At 63.5% G+C, this 17,741-nt stretch carries 12 protein-coding genes; 6 read left to right on the forward strand and 6 right to left on the reverse strand.

The window, feature by feature from the left end:
• Window positions 1-31 precede the first annotated feature (31 nt).
• On the reverse strand, window positions 32-1,009 hold the full coding sequence (locus ACSVDO_RS11770) for an asparaginase (RefSeq protein ID WP_489592270.1): 978 nt from the start codon (window positions 1,007-1,009) through the stop codon (window positions 32-34).
• Window positions 1,010-1,098: 89 nt separating this feature from the next.
• Between ACSVDO_RS11770 and lexA the strand changes: the two genes are divergently transcribed.
• The 3 genes from lexA (at window position 1,099) to ACSVDO_RS11785 (ending at window position 3,028) form a co-directional block, all read left to right on the forward strand.
• Window positions 1,099-1,773 carry a transcriptional repressor LexA gene (gene lexA, locus ACSVDO_RS11775; protein ID WP_332539905.1) on the forward strand — a complete coding sequence of 225 codons (675 nt, stop codon included), beginning with the start codon at window positions 1,099-1,101 and terminating at the stop codon, window positions 1,771-1,773.
• A gap of 112 nt (window positions 1,774-1,885) precedes the next feature.
• Window positions 1,886-2,185, forward strand: a complete 300-nt coding sequence (locus tag ACSVDO_RS11780; RefSeq protein ID WP_489592272.1) for a hypothetical protein — start codon at window positions 1,886-1,888, stop codon at window positions 2,183-2,185.
• Window positions 2,186-2,272: 87 nt separating this feature from the next.
• Complete coding sequence (locus tag ACSVDO_RS11785; RefSeq protein ID WP_332539903.1) at window positions 2,273-3,028, forward strand: PP2C family protein-serine/threonine phosphatase; 756 nt, start codon at window positions 2,273-2,275, stop codon at window positions 3,026-3,028.
• A 43-nt stretch (window positions 3,029-3,071) separates the two neighbouring features.
• Here ACSVDO_RS11785 and ACSVDO_RS11790 read toward each other — a convergent pair whose 3' ends face one another.
• From ACSVDO_RS11790 to ACSVDO_RS11810, 5 genes are all read right to left on the reverse strand, one after another.
• Entirely contained in the window at window positions 3,072-3,782 is a 711-nt protein-coding gene (locus ACSVDO_RS11790) for a hypothetical protein (RefSeq protein ID WP_332539902.1), read from the reverse strand.
• A 62-nt stretch (window positions 3,783-3,844) separates the two neighbouring features.
• The gene (gene zapE / locus ACSVDO_RS11795) at window positions 3,845-4,948 is read right to left on the reverse strand and encodes a cell division protein ZapE (protein WP_332548973.1); all 1,104 of its coding nucleotides are present in this window, start codon (window positions 4,946-4,948) and stop codon (window positions 3,845-3,847) included.
• Between the two features lie 109 nt (window positions 4,949-5,057).
• Window positions 5,058-6,485 (reverse strand): dihydrolipoyl dehydrogenase, encoded by a 1,428-nt coding sequence (gene lpdA / locus ACSVDO_RS11800; protein WP_332548972.1) that lies wholly within the window; start codon window positions 6,483-6,485, stop codon window positions 5,058-5,060.
• A gap of 114 nt (window positions 6,486-6,599) precedes the next feature.
• Window positions 6,600-7,862 carry a 2-oxoglutarate dehydrogenase complex dihydrolipoyllysine-residue succinyltransferase gene (gene odhB, locus ACSVDO_RS11805; protein WP_489592273.1) on the reverse strand — a complete coding sequence of 421 codons (1,263 nt, stop codon included), beginning with the start codon at window positions 7,860-7,862 and terminating at the stop codon, window positions 6,600-6,602.
• A 45-nt stretch (window positions 7,863-7,907) separates the two neighbouring features.
• Window positions 7,908-10,784 carry a 2-oxoglutarate dehydrogenase E1 component gene (locus ACSVDO_RS11810; protein WP_489592275.1) on the reverse strand — a complete coding sequence of 959 codons (2,877 nt, stop codon included), beginning with the start codon at window positions 10,782-10,784 and terminating at the stop codon, window positions 7,908-7,910.
• Window positions 10,785-10,990: 206 nt separating this feature from the next.
• On the opposite strand from ACSVDO_RS11810, the gene ACSVDO_RS11815 reads away from it, so the two are divergent.
• The 3 genes from ACSVDO_RS11815 (at window position 10,991) to fdnG (ending at window position 17,736) form a co-directional block, all read left to right on the forward strand.
• Window positions 10,991-12,088, forward strand: a complete 1,098-nt coding sequence (locus ACSVDO_RS11815) for an AI-2E family transporter (protein ID WP_332548967.1) — start codon at window positions 10,991-10,993, stop codon at window positions 12,086-12,088.
• Window positions 12,089-12,261: 173 nt separating this feature from the next.
• Window positions 12,262-14,379 (forward strand): hypothetical protein, encoded by a 2,118-nt coding sequence (locus ACSVDO_RS11820; protein ID WP_489592277.1) that lies wholly within the window; start codon window positions 12,262-12,264, stop codon window positions 14,377-14,379.
• A 291-nt stretch (window positions 14,380-14,670) separates the two neighbouring features.
• The gene (fdnG, locus tag ACSVDO_RS11825) at window positions 14,671-17,736 is read left to right on the forward strand and encodes a formate dehydrogenase-N subunit alpha (protein ID WP_489592279.1); all 3,066 of its coding nucleotides are present in this window, start codon (window positions 14,671-14,673) and stop codon (window positions 17,734-17,736) included.
• Window positions 17,737-17,741 lie beyond the last annotated feature (5 nt).

Genomic DNA, 17,741 nt, shown 5'->3' on the forward strand with positions numbered 1-17,741 from the left:
CTACGGGCAGCGGCCTTTTTTGCGTCCTGTTCTAGCCGCGCTGCGCCAACAATTCCAGCTGCAGGCTGATGCGCGCCTTGAACGGCGGCAGATCCACAGGCCTGGGCTGCAATGCATGCTGCGCGGCCATGCCCTGCGCCGCCACCAGTTGCCCTTCGCCGCAGCGCGTGCTGATCCACACCGGCACGCGCTTGTGCAGCGCGCGCTGCAGCGCCGGTTCGAGCGCGCGGTGCAGCGTGCCGTTGCCAGTGGCCGCAACCACCAGGCCTTGCACGCCCTGTGCCAGCAGCGCATCGACCGCGCGGCCGTCGCAGCCCGCATGGCTGCTCACGACTTCGACCCAGGGCCAGTCGCTGTCCGGCAGGTTCGCCACATTGCCTGGCCAGGCCGCGCCACCGGCGGCGCCGACTGGCCGCTGCTGCCAGCGCACCTGCCCTTCTTCCACCCAGCCAAGCACGCCCTGCTCGGCCGAAGAAAACGCATCGACCCGGTAAGGGTGGAGCTTGCGCACCGCGCGCGCGCCGTGCACCTGGCCGGCGGCGACCACCAGCACGCCCGCGGCATGCGCATCGACGGCGCAGGCGACGGCGTCGCGCAGGTTCTGCGGACCATCGGCCAGCAGCGCGGTCGCGGGGCGCATCGCGCAGGTCAGCACCACGGGCTTGGTGCCCGATGGCAGCACCTGCTGCAGGAACCACGCGGTCTCTTCGAGTGTGTCCGTGCCATGGGTGACGACCAGCGCGCGCACATCGTCGCGCGCCAGCCAATGCGCGCAGCGGCGCGCGAGCGCGACCCAGGTCGCGGCATCCATGTCCTTGCTGTCGAGCTGCGCCACCTGTTCGGTCAGCAGCCCGCCGCCTGCGACCTCGCCGAGGTCGGGAACAGCCGCGAGCAGTTGCTCCACGCCCAACTGGGCTGCGGTATAGCCCACTGCCTGCGATGCATGGGCCGCGGTGCCCGCAATCGTGCCGCCTGTGGCCAATATGACCACATTATTTGAATTGACCACTTGCGGCCCCTTGAAAACTGGTGAAAAATACAGTCACTGTATAAAAGAACAGATTGCTTTAGCCAGCACCCATCTGCACAAGGACTGCCATGCTCGATCATCCCAAGCTCACACCGCGACAGCAGCAAATCCTGGACCTGATCCAGTCTGCCATCGAGCGCACCGGCGCGCCTCCGACACGCGCCGAAATTGCCGGCACGCTGGGCTTTCGTTCCGCCAACGCCGCCGAAGAACATTTGAAGGCCCTGGCGCGCAAAGGCGTGATCGAACTGGTCAGCGGTACATCGCGCGGCATACGCCTGCGCCATGACACCGTGCGCAACATCAACGCCGCGCGCGGCGCGATCTTCACCTCGCCGCTGGCGGCCATGGCTTCGCTGGTGCTGCCTCTGGTCGGTCGCGTGGCCGCTGGTTCGCCCATCCTGGCGCAGGAACATATCGATCAGACCTATGCGGTCGAGCCCAGTCTGTTCCAGGCCAAACCCGATTACCTGCTCAAGGTGCGCGGCATGTCGATGCGCGACGCCGGCATCATGGACGGCGACCTGTTGGCTGTACAGGCCAGCAAGGATGCACGCGACGGCCAGATTGTAGTCGCGCGCCTGGGTGATGAAGTGACAGTCAAGCGCCTGCGCCGCACGCGCACCGGCATAGAGCTGCTGCCCGAAAATCCCGATTTTCCCGTCATCCACGTCAAGCCCGACGAGCCTTTCGCGATCGAAGGCCTGGCCGTCGGGCTGATACGCAACAGCATGTTCATGTAACAGGCTTTCCCCCGCAGGGACTTGCGGCCCCTGCATTGCACCTCTCGACCAAGGCCACGGCCCGGTCGAAGCACGGCTGCGGCCGTCCTAGTACCTTTGCTGGAGATATCACATGCAATTTGCTTTGCAGGCCTTGCCTTTCTCGCGCCACGCCCAGAACGACACGCTTTTTGAGCTTTTGAGCGCCAAGCCAGACGCTCTTGCCGGCTGCGTCGCGCGACCTGCCCCGCGCTGCGCGCCGGTCGCCCGCCTGCCGCTTTGCCCGCCCAGCGCGCGCGGCGGCGTGCGCATACTGCGCAACGAAGGCCCAAGCCACGGTGGCCAGGGCGGGCGGCTGCTGATTTCCGGGCGCATGGCCGATGTCTGCGCCGCGCTCAACCGCCTGGCCTTCAACGAGTACGCCTGCGGCTGAATCGGGCTGGGTCCGTACAAGCTGTGAAATCCTGCCGCTACACTGTCGGCTAGCGGATTTCGCCCCCTTTGGGTGGCCGCAGCGCCCATGCCCCCCTCTTTTCGACTTCTTGCCTCGACAGGACTGCACCGCGGTGACCGTGAGTACCAGCAGGACCAGGTCCTGCTGCTGACGCACGCACGCGTGCATGGCTGCGTGCTGGGCGTGATCGCCGACGGTATGGGCGGGCGCAGCGGTGGGCGCAAGGCTTCGGACCAGGTCATGCTCACCTGCAGCCAGCTGTTCGAGCGCTACGACCCGGCGAGCGACGACGCGATGGAGCTGCTGCAAACCATGGTGCATGAAGCGCATACCGTGATCCGGCTCACGGCGCTGTCGGCCGAGCAGGAGCCGCACAGCACCATGGCCGCGTTCATCGTCCAGCCCAGCGGCGCCTGCCATTGGGTGCACTCGGGTGATTCACGCATCTACCATTTCCACGACGACCACCTGCTGCACCGCACGCGCGATCATTCTTACGTGCAGACGCTGGTCGACCGCGGCGAGCTGACCGAAATGCAGGCGCACAACCACCCGCAATCGAACATTCTGGTGGGTTGCCTGGGCGCGGCTTCGGTGCCACCTGCGACCCCGCACCATATCGCCCAATTGCAGCCCGGCCACACGCTGCTGGCCTGCAGCGACGGCGTCTGGCACTACTTCACTGCCGACGAACTGGCCTTGGTGCTGCAGGCGCTGCCGCCGCGCGCTGCGGCCGAATCGCTGATACGCCAGGCGCGTGCGCGCGCTGGTGGCGGTGGCGACAATCTGAGCCTGGCGATCGTCAAAATCGAAGCGCTGTAGTAACAGGCTTCGACAAACCCGAACGCCCCCCCGAGAGCGCCGATTACGGCGCAGCGCGCGGCAGCGGCGCGGCCTTGGGCTTGTCGGACTCCAGGGCCTTGGCGCGTTGGCGCTCGCGGTTCTGCTGGGCTTCGCGCTGCTTTTCTTCATAGCGCTGGCGCGAGGCCGCGCGGCGCTCGGCTTCGGAGGCCTGCTTGCGCGCCTGCTCGGCCGTATGGGACTGCTCATGCTGGCTTTGCGCCTGGGCGCGCTCGCGCGCCTGCTGCGCGCGCAGCGCCTGCGCTTCGACCAGGTCCTTGGCCGTGGGTGCGGCTGGCGGCGCCGATGCAGGCACGGTCGGCGACTTCGGCGCGCGCACCTTGCCTTCAACGCCTGGCTTGGGGCCGGTCTGCTGGTTCTTCTCTTCGACTTTCTGTTCGATCGACAGCAGGCGTGCGGCCGACTTCTCGCGCCGCTCGACCGCGTTGATCGCGCTTTCCTGATCGCGCAAGGCGTTGTCCGCGAGGCGCGCACGCGTGCGCGTCGCGCTCAGGCAATCCTCGACCGCAAAGCGCTTGTAGCAGGCGGCTTCCTCCTGGCTGCGGCGCTGCTGTATGGCCTTGCGCTCGGCGGTGATGCGCGCGCGCTCGGCATCGCGCTGCTGCTTGACGGCGGCGCGCTGGGCCTTGGTGGCGCCGCTGTCCAACACGGGCGCCTTTTCCGCGACCGTATCGGCGGCCTGCGCCAGGGCCGCGCCCCAAGGCAGGGCAAGCATCAGGGCGGCAGTGAGCAGCGAGGCGCGAGTACGGAACAACAGGCGGTGCATGGGCATAGGCGTCAGGTCAGGCTGGTATCCACAAGGCGGTGCTCGAGCGCCAGGAACTCCTGGGACTGCATCTCGTTGAGGCGCGACACAGTGCGCGGAAACTCATGCGCGAGCGGTCCTTCAGTGTAGAGCTGCTCGGGAGCCACTGCCGCCGACAGGATGATTTTGACGCGGCGATCATAAAGCACATCGATCAGCCAGGTGAAACGCCGTGCGGGCGAAGCCATGTTGACCGGCATGAACGGCACGTCCGACAGCAGCACGGTATGGAACTGCGTGGCGATCTCGAGGTAGTCGTTCTGCGAGCGCGGGCCGCCGCACAATGTCCTGAAGTCGAACCAGACCACGCCGCCCGCGCGCCGGCGCGCACGGATCTCGCGCGCCTCTATGTGCAGCACCGGATCTTCGTCATGGACTTCGGCCAACTGGTTGAACGCCTCTTCCATCGCGGCATCGGCCTCGGCGCCCAGCGGCGTATGGTAGAGCTTGACCATTTCGAGCGTACGCCGGCGATAGTCAGTGCCGTTGTCGACATTGACGATTTCCATGCGCTCGTTGAGCAAGGCGATCGCCGGCAGGATGCGGTCGCGGTGCAGACCGTTGGGATAGAGGCCGTCGGGCACGAAGTTGGACGTGGTCACAAAGCCCACGCCGTTGTCGAACAGCGCGACCAGCAGCCGGTACAGAATCATCGCGTCGGTGATGTCCGCGACATGGAATTCGTCAAAGCAGATGAGCTTGTAGCGCTTGGCGATGTTGGCCGCGAGCACGTCGAGCGGGTCCTGCACGCCTTGCAGGCCCGCGAGCTCGCGGTGCACTTCGCGCATGAACTCGTGGAAATGCAGGCGCGCCTTGCGCTTGATGGGCACGGCCTCGAAGAAGCATTCCATCAGAAAGCTCTTGCCGCGGCCGACACCGCCATACATGTAGACGCCGCGCGGAATCTCGGGACGGTTGATCAGCTTCTTGAATGCATTCGATCGCTTGCCCTTGTAGGCCGCCCATTCATCCGCGCAGCGCTGCAAGGCCTCGACGGCACGCAACTGGGCAGGATCGCTTTTGAAACCTTTGGCAAGCAACTCGGCCTCATAGGCCTCACGAACAGACTGGGACATGCGAGCGGGGGTGTGAAATGACAAAAGCCGAAAGCACCTGGAAGCCAGGCCCTTTCGGCGGATGCGGCACCCTGAAACCGGTTCAGGGGCCGCTGCGAACGCACTGGAATCAGAAGTTCAGCGTGCGCTTGTCGACGGCCAGGGCCGCTTCCTTGGTCGATTCCGACAGCGAAGGATGGGCGTGGCAGATGCGGGCGATGTCTTCGCTCGATGCCTTGAACTCCATGGCCACGACGGCTTCGGCAATCAGCTCGGACACCATGGGGCCGACCATGTGCACGCCCAGGATCTCGTCGGTCTCGGCGTCGGCCAGGAACTTGACCATGCCGGTCGTGTCGCCCAGCGCGCGCGCGCGGCCGTTGGCCAGGAACGGGAAGGTGCCGGCCTTGTACTTGACGCCGTCGGCCTTGAGCTGCTGCTCGGTGCGGCCCACCCATGCGATTTCGGGGCTGGTGTAGATGACCCAGGGCAGCGTCGCGAAGTTCACATGGCCGTGCTGGCCGGCAATGCGCTCGGCCACGGCCACGCCCTCTTCTTCGGCCTTGTGCGCGAGCATGGGGCCACGCACCACGTCGCCCACGGCCCAGACGCCAGGCAGGTTGGTCTTGCAGTCGTCGTCAACGACGATGGCGCCGCGCTCGTCGAGCGCCAGACCCACGGCTTCGGCGTTCAGGCCTATGGTGTTGGCGGTGCGGCCGATGGACACGATCAGCTTGTCGACAGCCAGCGTCACGGCTTCGCCCTTGGCGTTGGTGTAGGCCACGGTCACGCCCTTGTCGCTGACCTGGATGTCACCGACCTTGACGCCGGTCTCGATCTTCAGGCCTTGCTTGTCGAAAGCCTTCTTGGCTTCCTTGGCGATCTGCTCGTCGACCACGGGCAGGAACTTGTCCTGGCCTTCCAGCACGGTCACGTCCGTGCCCAGGCGGCGCCAGACCGAGCCCATTTCCAGGCCGATCACGCCGGCGCCGATCAGGCCCAGCGAAGCGGGCGTCGCGCCCAGGCGCAGCGCGCCGTCGTTCGACAGCACGTTGACTTCGTCGAACGGCACGCCGGGCAGCGCGCGGGCGTTGGAGCCCGTGGCGATCACGATCTGCTTGGCGGTCAGCGTTTCTTCTTCCTTGCCGGCGACGCGGATTTCGTAGCCGCCGTCAGCGGCCTTGACGAACGAGCCACGGCCGTGGAAGAACGTGACCTTGTTCTTCTTGAACAGGTACAGGATGCCGTCGTTGTTCTGCTTCACGATCGCGTCCTTGCGGCCGATCATCTTGGCGACATCCATGCCGACTTCGCCGGTCGAGATGCCGTGGTCGGCAAAGTGCAGACGCGCGTGCTCGAAATGCTCGGACGACTGCAGCAGCGCCTTGGAGGGGATGCAGCCGACGTTGGTGCAGGTGCCGCCCGGTGCGGGGCCGCCCTTTTCGTTCTTCCATTCGTCGATACAGGCGACGTTGAAGCCCAGCTGGGCTGCGCGTATGGCGGCGATGTAGCCGCCGGGGCCGGCGCCGATCACGATGACGTCAAATTGCTTGCTCATGTCTCAATACTCTCTCAATGCATTTGGGAAAAAACCCACCGCCGGGCGTTGCGCCGCTAGGGGCGGGCCGGGGTGGGTTTTGATGGGGCTAGTGGACCTGACCAGCGCGGTGGTTTACAGGTCGAACAGCAGGCGTGCGGGATCTTCCAGCGCGTCCTTCATGGCCACCAGGCCCAGCACGGCTTCGCGGCCGTCGATGATGCGGTGGTCATAGGACATGGCGAAGTAGTTCATCGGACGCACCACGACCTGGCCGTTTTCGACCACGGCGCGGTCCTTGGTCGCGTGCACGCCCAGGATGGCCGACTGGGGCGGGTTGATGATGGGAGTGGACATCATCGAGCCGAACGTGCCGCCGTTGGAGATCGAGAACGTGCCGCCGGTCATGTCGTCCAGGCCCAGCTTGCCGTCCTTGGCCTTCTGGCCGAATTCAGCGATCTTCTTCTCGATGTCGGCAAAGCTCATCTGGTCGGCGTTGCGCAGGATGGGCACCACCAGGCCGCGCGGCGAACCGACGGCGATACCGATGTCGAAGTAGCCGTGGTAGACGATGTCGTTGCCGTCGACCGAAGCGTTGAGCACCGGGTACTTCTTCAGGGCGTGCACGGCAGCCTTGACGAAGAAGGACATGAAGCCCATCTTCACGCCGTGTTCCTTGGTGAAGTCGTCCTGGAACTTCTTGCGCATGGCCATCACGGGCGCCATGTTCACTTCGTTGAACGTGGTCAGGATGGCGTTGGTCGATTGCGACTGCAGCAGACGCTCGGCCACGCGGGCACGCAGACGGGTCATGGGAACGCGCTGCTCTGGGCGCTCGCCCAGGTCCTGCTTGGCCGCAGGTGCGGACACCTGGGGCAGCGCCTTGGTGGGCACGCCCGTGGGGATCACGGCGGCGGTGGACTGCACGCCACCCTTGATGGCGGCCAGGGCGTCGCCCTTGGTCACGCGGCCGTCCTTGCCCGAGCCTGCCACGTTGGCGGCCGACAGGTTGTTTTCAGCCAGCAGCTTGGCAGCGGCGGGCATGGCGACATCGCCCTTGTTGCCACCGGCTGCGGGGGCCGCGGCGGCAGGAGCAGCAGCGGGGGCTGCCGCGGCGGCCGCAGGAGCTGCAGCGGCAGCGGCAGCGCCGGCAACCGCTTCGGTGTCGATCTTGGCGATCAGCTGCTCGGCAACCACGGTGGCGCCGTCGCCTTGCACGATTTCGGTGATCACGCCGGCCGAAGGCGCAGGCACTTCGAGCACGACCTTGTCGGTCTCGATTTCGATCAGGATTTCGTCGACAGCAACTGCTTCGCCGACCTTCTTCTTCCAGGTGAGCATGGTCGCTTCAGCGATGGACTCGGACAGCTGGGGGACTTTGACTTCTACGATAGCCATGGTGTTTCTTTCCAAAAGGTTTGTACTGATTTCGGGTTTCCGGCCTTACTTGGTCAGAACAAAACCCTTGAGCTTGGTGAATGCGCCTTCGACCAGCGCCTTTTGCTGTTCCTGGTGCAGGTGCGAGTAACCCACGGCAGGCGAAGCGGATGCTGCGCGACCGGAGTAACCGAGCTTCTGACCATCCAGCATGTTTTCATGGATGTTGTGCTGGATGAAGAACCAGGCGCCCTGGTTCTGCGGCTCGTCCTGGCACCACACGATGTCGGTGGCCTGGGGGTACTTCTTGAGCTCGGCGGCAAAGGCCTTGTGCGGGAACGGATAGACCTGTTCGACGCGGATGATCGCGACGTCGTCCTGCTCGCGCTCGGCACGCTTCTTCACCAGATCGTAGTACACCTTGCCGGAACAGGCGATCACGCGCTTGACCTTGGCGGCGTTGTCGACGATTTTCGCATCCTGCTCGGGGATCACGGTCTGGAAGCCACCGGACGTGAACTCGGACAGCGGCGAAGTCGCATCCTTGTTACGCAGCAGCGACTTGGGCGTCATGATGATCAGCGGCTTGCGCAGGTTGCGCACCATCTGGCGGCGCAACACGTGGAAGATCTGGCTGGCCGTGGTCGGCTGCACGATCTGCATGTTGGTGTCCGCAGCCAGCTGCATGAAACGCTCCAGGCGGGCCGAGCTGTGCTCGGGGCCCTGGCCTTCGTAGCCATGGGGCAGCATCAGCGTCAGGCCGTTGATGCGACCCCACTTGACTTCACCCGAGGCGATGAACTGGTCGATCACGACCTGGGCGCCGTTGGCGAAGTCGCCGAACTGGGCTTCCCAGATGACCATGGTGCTGGGATCGTTCGAAGCGTAGCCGTATTCGAAGCCGAGCACGGCTTCTTCGGACAGGATCGAGTCGATCACGACAAACGGAGCCTGGTTGTCGGCAACGTTCTGCAACGGCACGTACGAGCCCGTGTCCCACTTTTCGCGCTTCTGGTCATGGATGACCGAATGGCGGTGCGTGAAGGTACCGCGGCCGCAGTCTTCACCCGACAGACGCACGGGATAGCCCGAAGCGACCAGCGAGGCGAAAGCCATGTGCTCGCCCATGCCCCAGTCGACGTTGACGTCGCCGCGGCCCATGGCTGCGCGGTCGTCATACACCTTCTTGACCAGAGCGTGCGGCGACACGGACTCGGGAATGGTGGTGATCTTCTCGGCCAGGCGCTTCCACTCGGTCAGCGGAATGGCGGTGTCGCCGGCATCGGTCCAGGGCTTGCCCAGGAACGGACTCCAGTCGACGGCGTACTGGCTCTTGAAGTTGGTCAGCACGGGGTCGGCCGTGTGCTTGCCTTCGTCGAGCGCGGCGCGGTAGGCCTTGGCCATGTCGTCGCCCAGGGTCTCGCCCAGGCCTTGCGCGGACAGCTTGTCGGCGTACAGCTTGCGCGTGCCGGGGTGGGCAGCGATCTTCTTGTACATCAGCGGCTGGGTCAGAGCGGGAGTGTCCTGCTCGTTGTGGCCCAGCTTGCGGAAGCAGACGATGTCGACGACCACGTCCTTGGCGAATTCCATGCGGAACTCGAGCGCCAGCTGGACAGCCAGGGCCACGGCTTCCGGATCATCGCCGTTGACGTGCAGCACGGGCGACTCGATCATCTTGACGATGTCGGTGCAGTACAGCGTCGAGCGCGTGTCGCGGGGATCGGAGGTGGTGAAACCGATCTGGTTGTTGATGATGATGTGCACCGTGCCGCCCGTGGTGTAGCCACGGGTCTGGGCCAGCGCCAGAGTTTCCTGGTTCACGCCCTGGCCGGCAAAGGCCGCGTCGCCGTGCACCAGCACGGGCAGCACCTGCTTGCCGTGCGGATCACCGCGGCGGTCCATGCGTGCGCGCACCGAGCCTTCAACCACGGGGTTGACGATTTCGAGGTGCGAGGGGTTGAAGGCCAGCGACAGGTGGACCGGGCCGCCGGCGGTGGACACGTCGGAGCTGAAGCCCTGGTGGTACTTCACGTCGCCCGATGGCAGATCTTCGGGAGCGGTGTGGTCGAACTCGGCAAACAGGTCGCGCGGAGTCTTGCCCAGCGTGTTGACCAGCACGTTCAGACGGCCGCGGTGGGCCATGCCGATGACGATTTCCTGCACGCCCTTGGAGCCTGCGGACTGGATCAGTTCGTCCATCGCGACGATGAAGCTTTCACCGCCTTCGAGCGAGAAGCGCTTCTGGCCCACGTACTTCGTGTGCAGGAAACGCTCGAGGCCTTCGGCCGCGGTCAGGCGGTCGAGAATGCGCTTCTTCTGCGCGGCGTCGAATTGGGGCTTGCTGCGAATCGTTTCGAGCTTCTGCTGCCACCAGCGCTTCTGGTTCTGGTCGGTGGCATACATGTACTCGGCGCCGATGGCGCCGCAGTAGGTTTCGTTGAGCGAGTTGAGCAACTCGCGCAGGGGCATGGTTTCCTTGCCGAAGAAGGTGTTGCCCACGTTGAACACGGTTTCCTGATCGGCGTCGCTGAAGCCGTAGAAAGACGGCTCGAGTTCGGGGATCGAAGGACGCTCGGTGCGCTTGAGCGGATCGAGATCGGCCCAGCGCTGACCGACATTGCGGTAGGCGGCGATCAGTTGCTGAACGGCAGTGCGCTTGCGGCCCAGCTCGGAGTCGGCGCCCGAAGCGACGACGACACGCGTGCCGCCTTGCTTGGCGCGTTCGGCGAATGCATTGACGACCGGCAGGTGGGGCACGTCGCGGGCGTTGGAGCCGTCGACTGCGGGCACGTGCTGCAGCGCATCAAAGTATTCGCGCCACGAGTCGGGCACGCTGCCGGGGTTGGCAAGGTAGTTTTCATACATCTCTTCGACATACGGCGCATTGCCACCGAAGAGATAGGTATTGCCTTGGTAGGCTTGATAGACAGTTGTCTCGCTCATATTCCGCTGACCTCCGCTTTCCTGGAGAAAGCATTAGCTGGTTGGTAGACCTTCCGCGACACGGCTTTACCGATTGGCGGATGCGACTGTGGCATGGGGAAGGGCCTTGTTGCGACCGCCATTGTGCCACCGAACCGGCAAGGCCACTTCTTCCGACGCAGCGCGCGTGGATTACATTTGCAACTATCTTCAACGCAGCGGCGCACATGAAAAGCACTACCCTCTATCACCGCGTATTTCTGTTGTTGCTGTGCATAGTCACCGCAGGCTTCTTCGCCATTCTCTGGCCGTTCCTGGGCGCGGTGTTCTGGGGCGTGGCCCTGGCCGTGCTGTTCGCGCCGCTGCACCAGCGCCTGCTGGCGCGCATGCCGCGCAAGCCGACGCTGGCCGCGCTGGCGACGCTGGGCATCTGTCTGCTGATCGTCATCCTGCCCCTGGTGCTGATCGGCGCCTCGCTGGTGCGCGAGGCCGCGCTGATCTATGAAAACCTCAGTTCAGGCGAGATCAACGTGGGCGCGTACTTCCAGCAGATCATGTCCGCCCTGCCCGGCTGGGCCACGCGCGCGCTCGATGGCCTGGGCCTGGCATCGGTGATCGACATCCAGGACAAGCTGTCGACCGTCGCCGTGCAGGCCAGCAAGGTCGTGGCCACGCAGGCCGTGGGCATTGGACAGAACACGCTGGGTTTCCTGGTGAGCTTTGCCGTCATGCTGTACCTGCTGTTTTTCCTGCTGCGCGACGGCGCCCAGCTCGCGCGCCGCATTCGCTACGCGATGCCGCTCGAGCCCGCGCACAAGGCCGCTCTGGCCAGCAAGTTCACCACCGTGGTGCGCGCGACCATCAAGGGCAACCTCGCGGTCGCGATGGCCCAGGGCGCGCTCGGCGGCCTGATCTTCTGGCTGCTAGGCATTCAGGGCCCGGTGCTGTGGGCCGTGGTCATGGCCTTCCTGTCGCTGCTGCCCGCCGTGGGCGCGGGTCTGATCTGGGGGCCGGTCGCGCTGTATTTCTTCGCCACCGGCGACATCGTCAAGGGCAGCATTCTCGCGGCCTACGGCGTGCTGGTGATCGGCCTGGTCGACAACGTGCTGCGCCCGGTGCTGGTCGGCAAGGACACCAAGATGCCCGACTACGTGGTGCTGATCTCGACGCTGGGTGGCATGGCGCTGTTCGGCCTCACGGGCTTCGTGATCGGACCGCTGATCGCTGCGCTGTTCATCGCGGTCTGGGACCTGTTCAGCCAGGACCTGCACACCTCCGACGACAGCGGCACGCCGCCCGGCGCGGCCGCGCCGCCACGGGACTGACACCGGCGAGGCGCGGCGCGCCGCTACGCCATGGCCCTTTTGGGCAATAGCCGCGAACCTTCCCCTCTCCGGCGTTACTCATGGGATGTCGTTCTGAGCCTCAGTGATGCCTGCCACCGCAGGCCCACCGAGGCGCAGACCCGCAACCCAATGCTGTAACCACCGGAGCGGTCATGTTCATCAATCGCAGAAATATCATTCAGTTCGCATGCGGCAGCTTGCTGGCCCCGCCACTTCTGACGGCTTGCGGCGGCACCCCGGAGCCAGAACCCGGGCAGGAGCCCGTCGATGACCTGACCGAGATCATCGAGTCCCCAGGCTATACGAATCTGGCCCACACGCCGGATGGCGAAACGTTCGACGCGGCGCAGATCTTTCTGGATGCACCGGGCCAGATCAGCGCCAAGGTGTTTCTTGGCGACCTGCCCCAGCCAGCGGTCAAGGTCACGTTCTACAACGCCCGATTGGAAGAGATCTGCAGCGCAGTGACCGGAAAGGACGGGTATCTGCATACAGAGATCCGCCCCAAGCGCCTGATGTTCGCCAAGGCGCAAACCGCCCATGGGGAGCTCTACGGCTACTCCTTCGTGGGCGAAGGGGAAATCAGCCAGACCATCAACATCAACATCTTCCAGACCCTGGCGGCCCATGTGGCCAATGCGTTCGGCTTCGAATACAACATCGTCAATTATTTGCTGCAGCGGCATTTCCAGATTGGCTACAACGAGAGCATCCAGTCCATAGACCTGGACAACCGCTATTTCAGCCAGAGCAAGCTGGCCGATGCCTATCTTGTCAGCCAGCTGCCACTCGACACCTATCTCGCCAACATGGCCGCGGCCATCATCGCCAGAAAGGACGAGGAATATGAGCCCGAGACGCAATTCCAGCTTTCCCCATCGAATAGTCCGCTCATGCGCGCTTCGGCCCGATTGGCCATCGATGACCAGACGAAATACCAGGTCATAGAATTCGCGCTGGACCAGGCCGAAACCATCATCTCGTCGCTTGTCGCCTTCCCTTATTCATCGCAGATCATCAAATTCTTCTTCAGCCGCATCAAATCGGAACTCAAGCCCGAAGAGCCCGATCCGCTGGCCGAAGTCAAGCAGAAACTCGATACCATTTCCCACAAGATCGACGATCTGCTCGACTACCTCAAGACCAAGGCGCTCAAGGATGAATGGGCCAAATTTCTCGATGTCTGGGAGAAATTCGGCACGGAGCGCGTGGCATTCAACGAAGCGAAAAGTGCGCTCTCGGCCCAGGACTCGCTGAGCAATGCAATATCGCTGATTCAGAACCAGCGCAGCAACATCCTGGGAATGAACAAGTGGTTCTTTGGCGCCAGTGGCATGGCCATGGATTCGACTTTCCTGCACAGCTACAGCGCCTTGATGCAGGAAAAGGAGTTCTACACCACGGATGTCCAGGAACGCATCAACGACTACGTGTGCACGTTTCTTCTGCAGCAAACGCATTTGATCGGCTTTGTCACCGCAATGATCGTGCTCGATGCGCAGGCCAAAGGCGAGACCGAGGAACAGGCCGCCGCACGCTGCGCCGTCTACACCGTTTCACTGGACAAGACGCGCCAGCTGGCTCGGCAGTTCATGGATTGCGTACAACCGCTGCCGGACAGAATCATCATCCACAAGGCAACGCGCACGCTGTGGGTCGGCGTGTGCAACTCGGTCCCAGAAGTCAGGGATTTCCTCAAGACCGGAACCTATACACGCCGCTGGAAAAACATTTTTTTGGGCCAGACTTGGCAGTCAACCGGAACGGCGGATGGCGTCGACAAGCAGAAATACATGCTGAAGAATGCGCAGAACCCCAACGGGGTCACGCAGGATGTGATCGATTTTGCCGACTGGCGGCTGCCAACGCCGGCCGAAGTCAGCGATGTGTTCTTGAAACGCTCCAGCGACGAGGTCGCGACCAAGAAAGCCATCGATGTATGGGCGCAAAGCCGGCATATTCCGAATAGTGTCCCATGGACGCTTTTCAATGCCACGAAGCGCAAGCGGGAGGAAAACTTCGCCACGATCGTGACCAGTTATTTCAACGACAACGTCAGCGGAGGATTCTGCTTTGACTCCAAGTTCGTGCGATTTTCTGACTTTTCGACTTTCTCCGCCGGACTTCCCTCGAAATACTCAGAATTCGGATTCGACTCATTCCCCTATTTCCCTGTCGCGACCAAACCGCCATCGGAACTGGAAGTGTATTACCCGCTCAATGTGTACAAGAAGTTCTATGAGGAATATGCCGTGAAGCTGGACATCTAGTCCGCGCCTTGCCACTCGCACAGCGTCAGGCGGCAGCCGCGTGTCGCTGCGCTGCCTCCTGCATCGGCACGGCAATATGACGGATAAGCGACGTAGCTGTGCAATATCTGCCATCAGAGGCACAAAGGGCTTGCGCAAAAGGCCCACGCTCCAAGAATGGCTTGACGCGCAATGTCAAGCCGGCAAGAAAGCCCGACCGGGGGCCTGCGACAGTTGCGCTGCCTGCGTGCCGATTCCGTGCCTCCCCATAGAATCCTGAGTACAAGCGTCAAACTAAAAGAGGTACCCGCGATGGTGCAATTCTCCAGACGCCAGTTCATGAAAGTGACTGGCTCCAGTCTGGCCGCATCCAGCTTGGCGGTCATGGGCTTTTCGCCCACGGCCGCCCTAGCTGAGGTGCGCCAGTTCAAGCTGGCCGCGACCACGGTCACGCGCCAAACCTGTACCTACTGTTCCGTAGGCTGCGGCATCCTGATGTACTCGCTCAGCGACGGCGCCAAGAACGCCAAGCTGTCGGTGATCCACGTCGAAGGCGATCCGGACCATCCGGTGAACCGCGGCACGCTGTGCCCCAAGGGTGCATCGCTGCTGGACTTCGTTCACAGCCCCAGCCGCCTCAAGTACCCCGAATACCGCGCTCCCGGCTCGACCGAGTGGAAGCGCATGTCGTGGGACGAGGCGCTGACGCGCATCACCAAGCTGCTCAAGGACGATCGCGACGCGAACTTCGTCGAGCAGAACGACAAGGGCCAGACAGTCAACCGCTGGCTCACCACCGGCATGCTGGCCGCTTCGGCCTCCAGCAACGAAGCCGGTTACATCACGCACAAAGTGGCCCGTTCCTGGGGCCTTCTTGCACTCGACAACCAAGCACGTGTCTGACACGGCCCGACGGTGGCAGGTCTTGCCCCGACGTTTGGCCGTGGAGCGATGACGAACCATTGGGTCGACATCAAGAACGCGGATGTGATTTTGATCATGGGCGGCAATGCCGCTGAAGCCCACCCCTGCGGCTTCAAATGGGTGACCGAAGCGAAGGAGCACAACAATGCGCACTTCATGGTGGTCGACCCGCGCTTCAACCGATCCGCATCGGTTGCCGATTTCTATGCCCCCATCCGGTCGGGCAGCGATATCGTGTTCCTTGGCGCAGTCATCAACTATCTGCTGACAAACAACAAGATCCATCACGAATACGTGAGGAACTACACCGACTTCACCTATATCGTGAAGGAGGACTTCGCGTTCGACGAAGGCATTTTCGCGGGCTACGACCCCGAGAAGCGCAGCTACGACAAGTCGTCCTGGGACTATGAGCTCGATGCGGACGGCTATGTGACGGTGGATCCCACGCTGGAGCATCCGCGCTGCGTCTATCAGTGGCTCAAGCGCCACTACGCGGGCTATACGCCCGAAAAGGTCGAGAGCATCTGCGGCACGCCCAAGGCCAAGTTCCTGCATGTGTGCGAACAGCTGGCTTCCACGGCGGAATCGGGCCGCGTCGCGACCATCCTCTACGCGCTGGGCTGGACTCAGCACACGACGGGCGCGCAGATACTGCGCACCGGAGCGATGATCCAGCTGCTGCTGGGCAACATCGGCGTCGCGGGTGGCGGCATGAACGCCTTGCGCGGTCACTCCAACATCCAGGGCCTGACCGACCTGGGCATTCTGTCGGCCAGCCTGCCAGGCTATCTGTCGCTGCCCAACGAAGGCGAGCAGGAGTACGAGAAGTACATAGCCGCGCGCACGCCCAAGCCCATGCGCCCGGGCCAGATGAACTATTGGTCGAACACACCGAAGTTCCATGTGAGCCTGATGAAGGCCTGGTATGGACCGGCTGCCACGGCCGAGAACAACTGGGCGTTCAACTACCTGCCCAAGCTCGACCGCCAGTACGACATGCTGCAGGTCTTCGACCTGATGAACCAGGGCAAGATCAACGGCTACATTGCCCAGGGCTTCAACCCGCTCGCCGCACTGGCCAACAGCAACAACGTGCGCAAGGGCCTGTCCAAGCTCAAGTTCCTGGTGATCATGGACCCGCTGGTCACCGAGACCTCCGAGTTCTGGAAGAACCACGGCGAGTTCAACGATGTCGACAGCGCCGCCATCCAGACCGAAGTCTTCCGCCTGCCGACCACCTGCTTTGCCGAAGAAGACGGCGCGGTGGTGAGTTCGTCGCGCGTGCTGCAGTGGCACTGGAAGGCGGCCGAGCCGCCGGGTGAAGCCAAGACCGATGTGGCCATCATGTCGGCCCTGCACCTGCGCCTGAAGGCGGCCTACGCCAAGGACGGCGGCAAGTTCCCCGACCCCATCGCCAACCTGTACTGGCCTTACGCCCAAGCGGCCCACCCGTCGTCGGAAGAAATTGCCAAGGAGTACAACGGCCGCGCGCTGGTCGACCTGTTCGATCCCAAGGATCCGACCAAGCTGCTGCGCAAGGCTGGCGAGCAGTTGAGCAGTTTCGGCGAGCTGCGCGACGACGGCAGCACGCTCAGCGGCTGCTGGATCTGGACGGGCAGCTGGACGACCTCGGGCAACCAGATGGCACGCCGCGACAACTCCGACCCCACGGGCATAGGCAATACGCTGAACTGGGCCTGGGCCTGGCCGGCCAACCGCCGCGTGCTCTACAACCGTGCGTCCTGCGACCTGCAAGGCAAGGCGTTCAATCCGAACCGCAAGCTCATCGAGTGGAACGGCAAGGCCTGGGGCGGCGCAGACGTGCCCGACATCGCGGTGACCATGGACCCGGCAACCGTCGGACCGTTCATCATGAACCCCGAAGGCGTGGCGCGTTTCTTCGCGCGCAAGGGCATGAACGAAGGGCCGTTCCCCACGCACTACGAAGCGTTCGACAACCCATTGGGCTACAACCCGATGTACCCCAAGAACAAGCTCGCGGTCATCAACCCCGCGGCGCGTATCCTGGAGTCGACCAAGGGCACGGACGGCACGGCCGCCGAGTACCCGCATGTGGGCACGACCTACCGCCTGACCGAGCATTTCCACTACTGGACCAAGCATGTTCAGCTGAACAACATCATTCAGCCCGAACAGTTCGTCGAGATCGGCGAAGCCTTGGCACAGGAGCTGGGCATTGCGACCGGCCAGCAGGTCAAGGTGAGCTCCAAGCGCGGCTTCATCAAGGCCGCGGCCGTGGTGACCAAGCGCCTCAAGGGCATGCAGATCGAAGGCAAGACCGTGCACCATGTCGGCATCCCCATCCACTGGGGCTTCTCGTCGACCGGGCGCAAGGGCTATATGGCCAACAATCTCACGGCATCGATTGGTGACGGCAACAGCAACACACCAGAATCCAAAACCTTCCTCGTGAAGGTGGAAAAGGCCTAAGGAGT

Source organism: Comamonas sp. DB36, from assembly GCF_057914905.1.

Bases quoted from the DNA above. Each gene is read 5' to 3' on its own strand.
- ACSVDO_RS11785 (WP_332539903.1), top strand. From the start codon at position 2,273: ATGCCCCCCTCTTTTCGACTTCTTGCCTCGACAGGACTGCACCGCGGT.
- ACSVDO_RS11810 (WP_489592275.1), bottom strand. From the start codon at position 10,784: ATGAGCGAGACAACTGTCTATCAAGCCTACCAAGGCAATACCTATCTC.
- odhB (WP_489592273.1), bottom strand. From the start codon at position 7,862: ATGGCTATCGTAGAAGTCAAAGTCCCCCAGCTGTCCGAGTCCATCGCT.
- lpdA (WP_332548972.1), bottom strand. From the start codon at position 6,485: ATGAGCAAGCAATTTGACGTCATCGTGATCGGCGCCGGCCCCGGCGGC.
- zapE (WP_332548973.1), bottom strand. From the start codon at position 4,948: ATGTCCCAGTCTGTTCGTGAGGCCTATGAGGCCGAGTTGCTTGCCAAA.
- ACSVDO_RS11790 (WP_332539902.1), bottom strand. From the start codon at position 3,782: ATGCTTGCCCTGCCTTGGGGCGCGGCCCTGGCGCAGGCCGCCGATACG.
- ACSVDO_RS11820 (WP_489592277.1), top strand. From the start codon at position 12,262: ATGTTCATCAATCGCAGAAATATCATTCAGTTCGCATGCGGCAGCTTG.
- ACSVDO_RS11780 (WP_489592272.1), top strand. From the start codon at position 1,886: ATGCAATTTGCTTTGCAGGCCTTGCCTTTCTCGCGCCACGCCCAGAAC.
- lexA (WP_332539905.1), top strand. From the start codon at position 1,099: ATGCTCGATCATCCCAAGCTCACACCGCGACAGCAGCAAATCCTGGAC.
- ACSVDO_RS11815 (WP_332548967.1), top strand. From the start codon at position 10,991: ATGAAAAGCACTACCCTCTATCACCGCGTATTTCTGTTGTTGCTGTGC.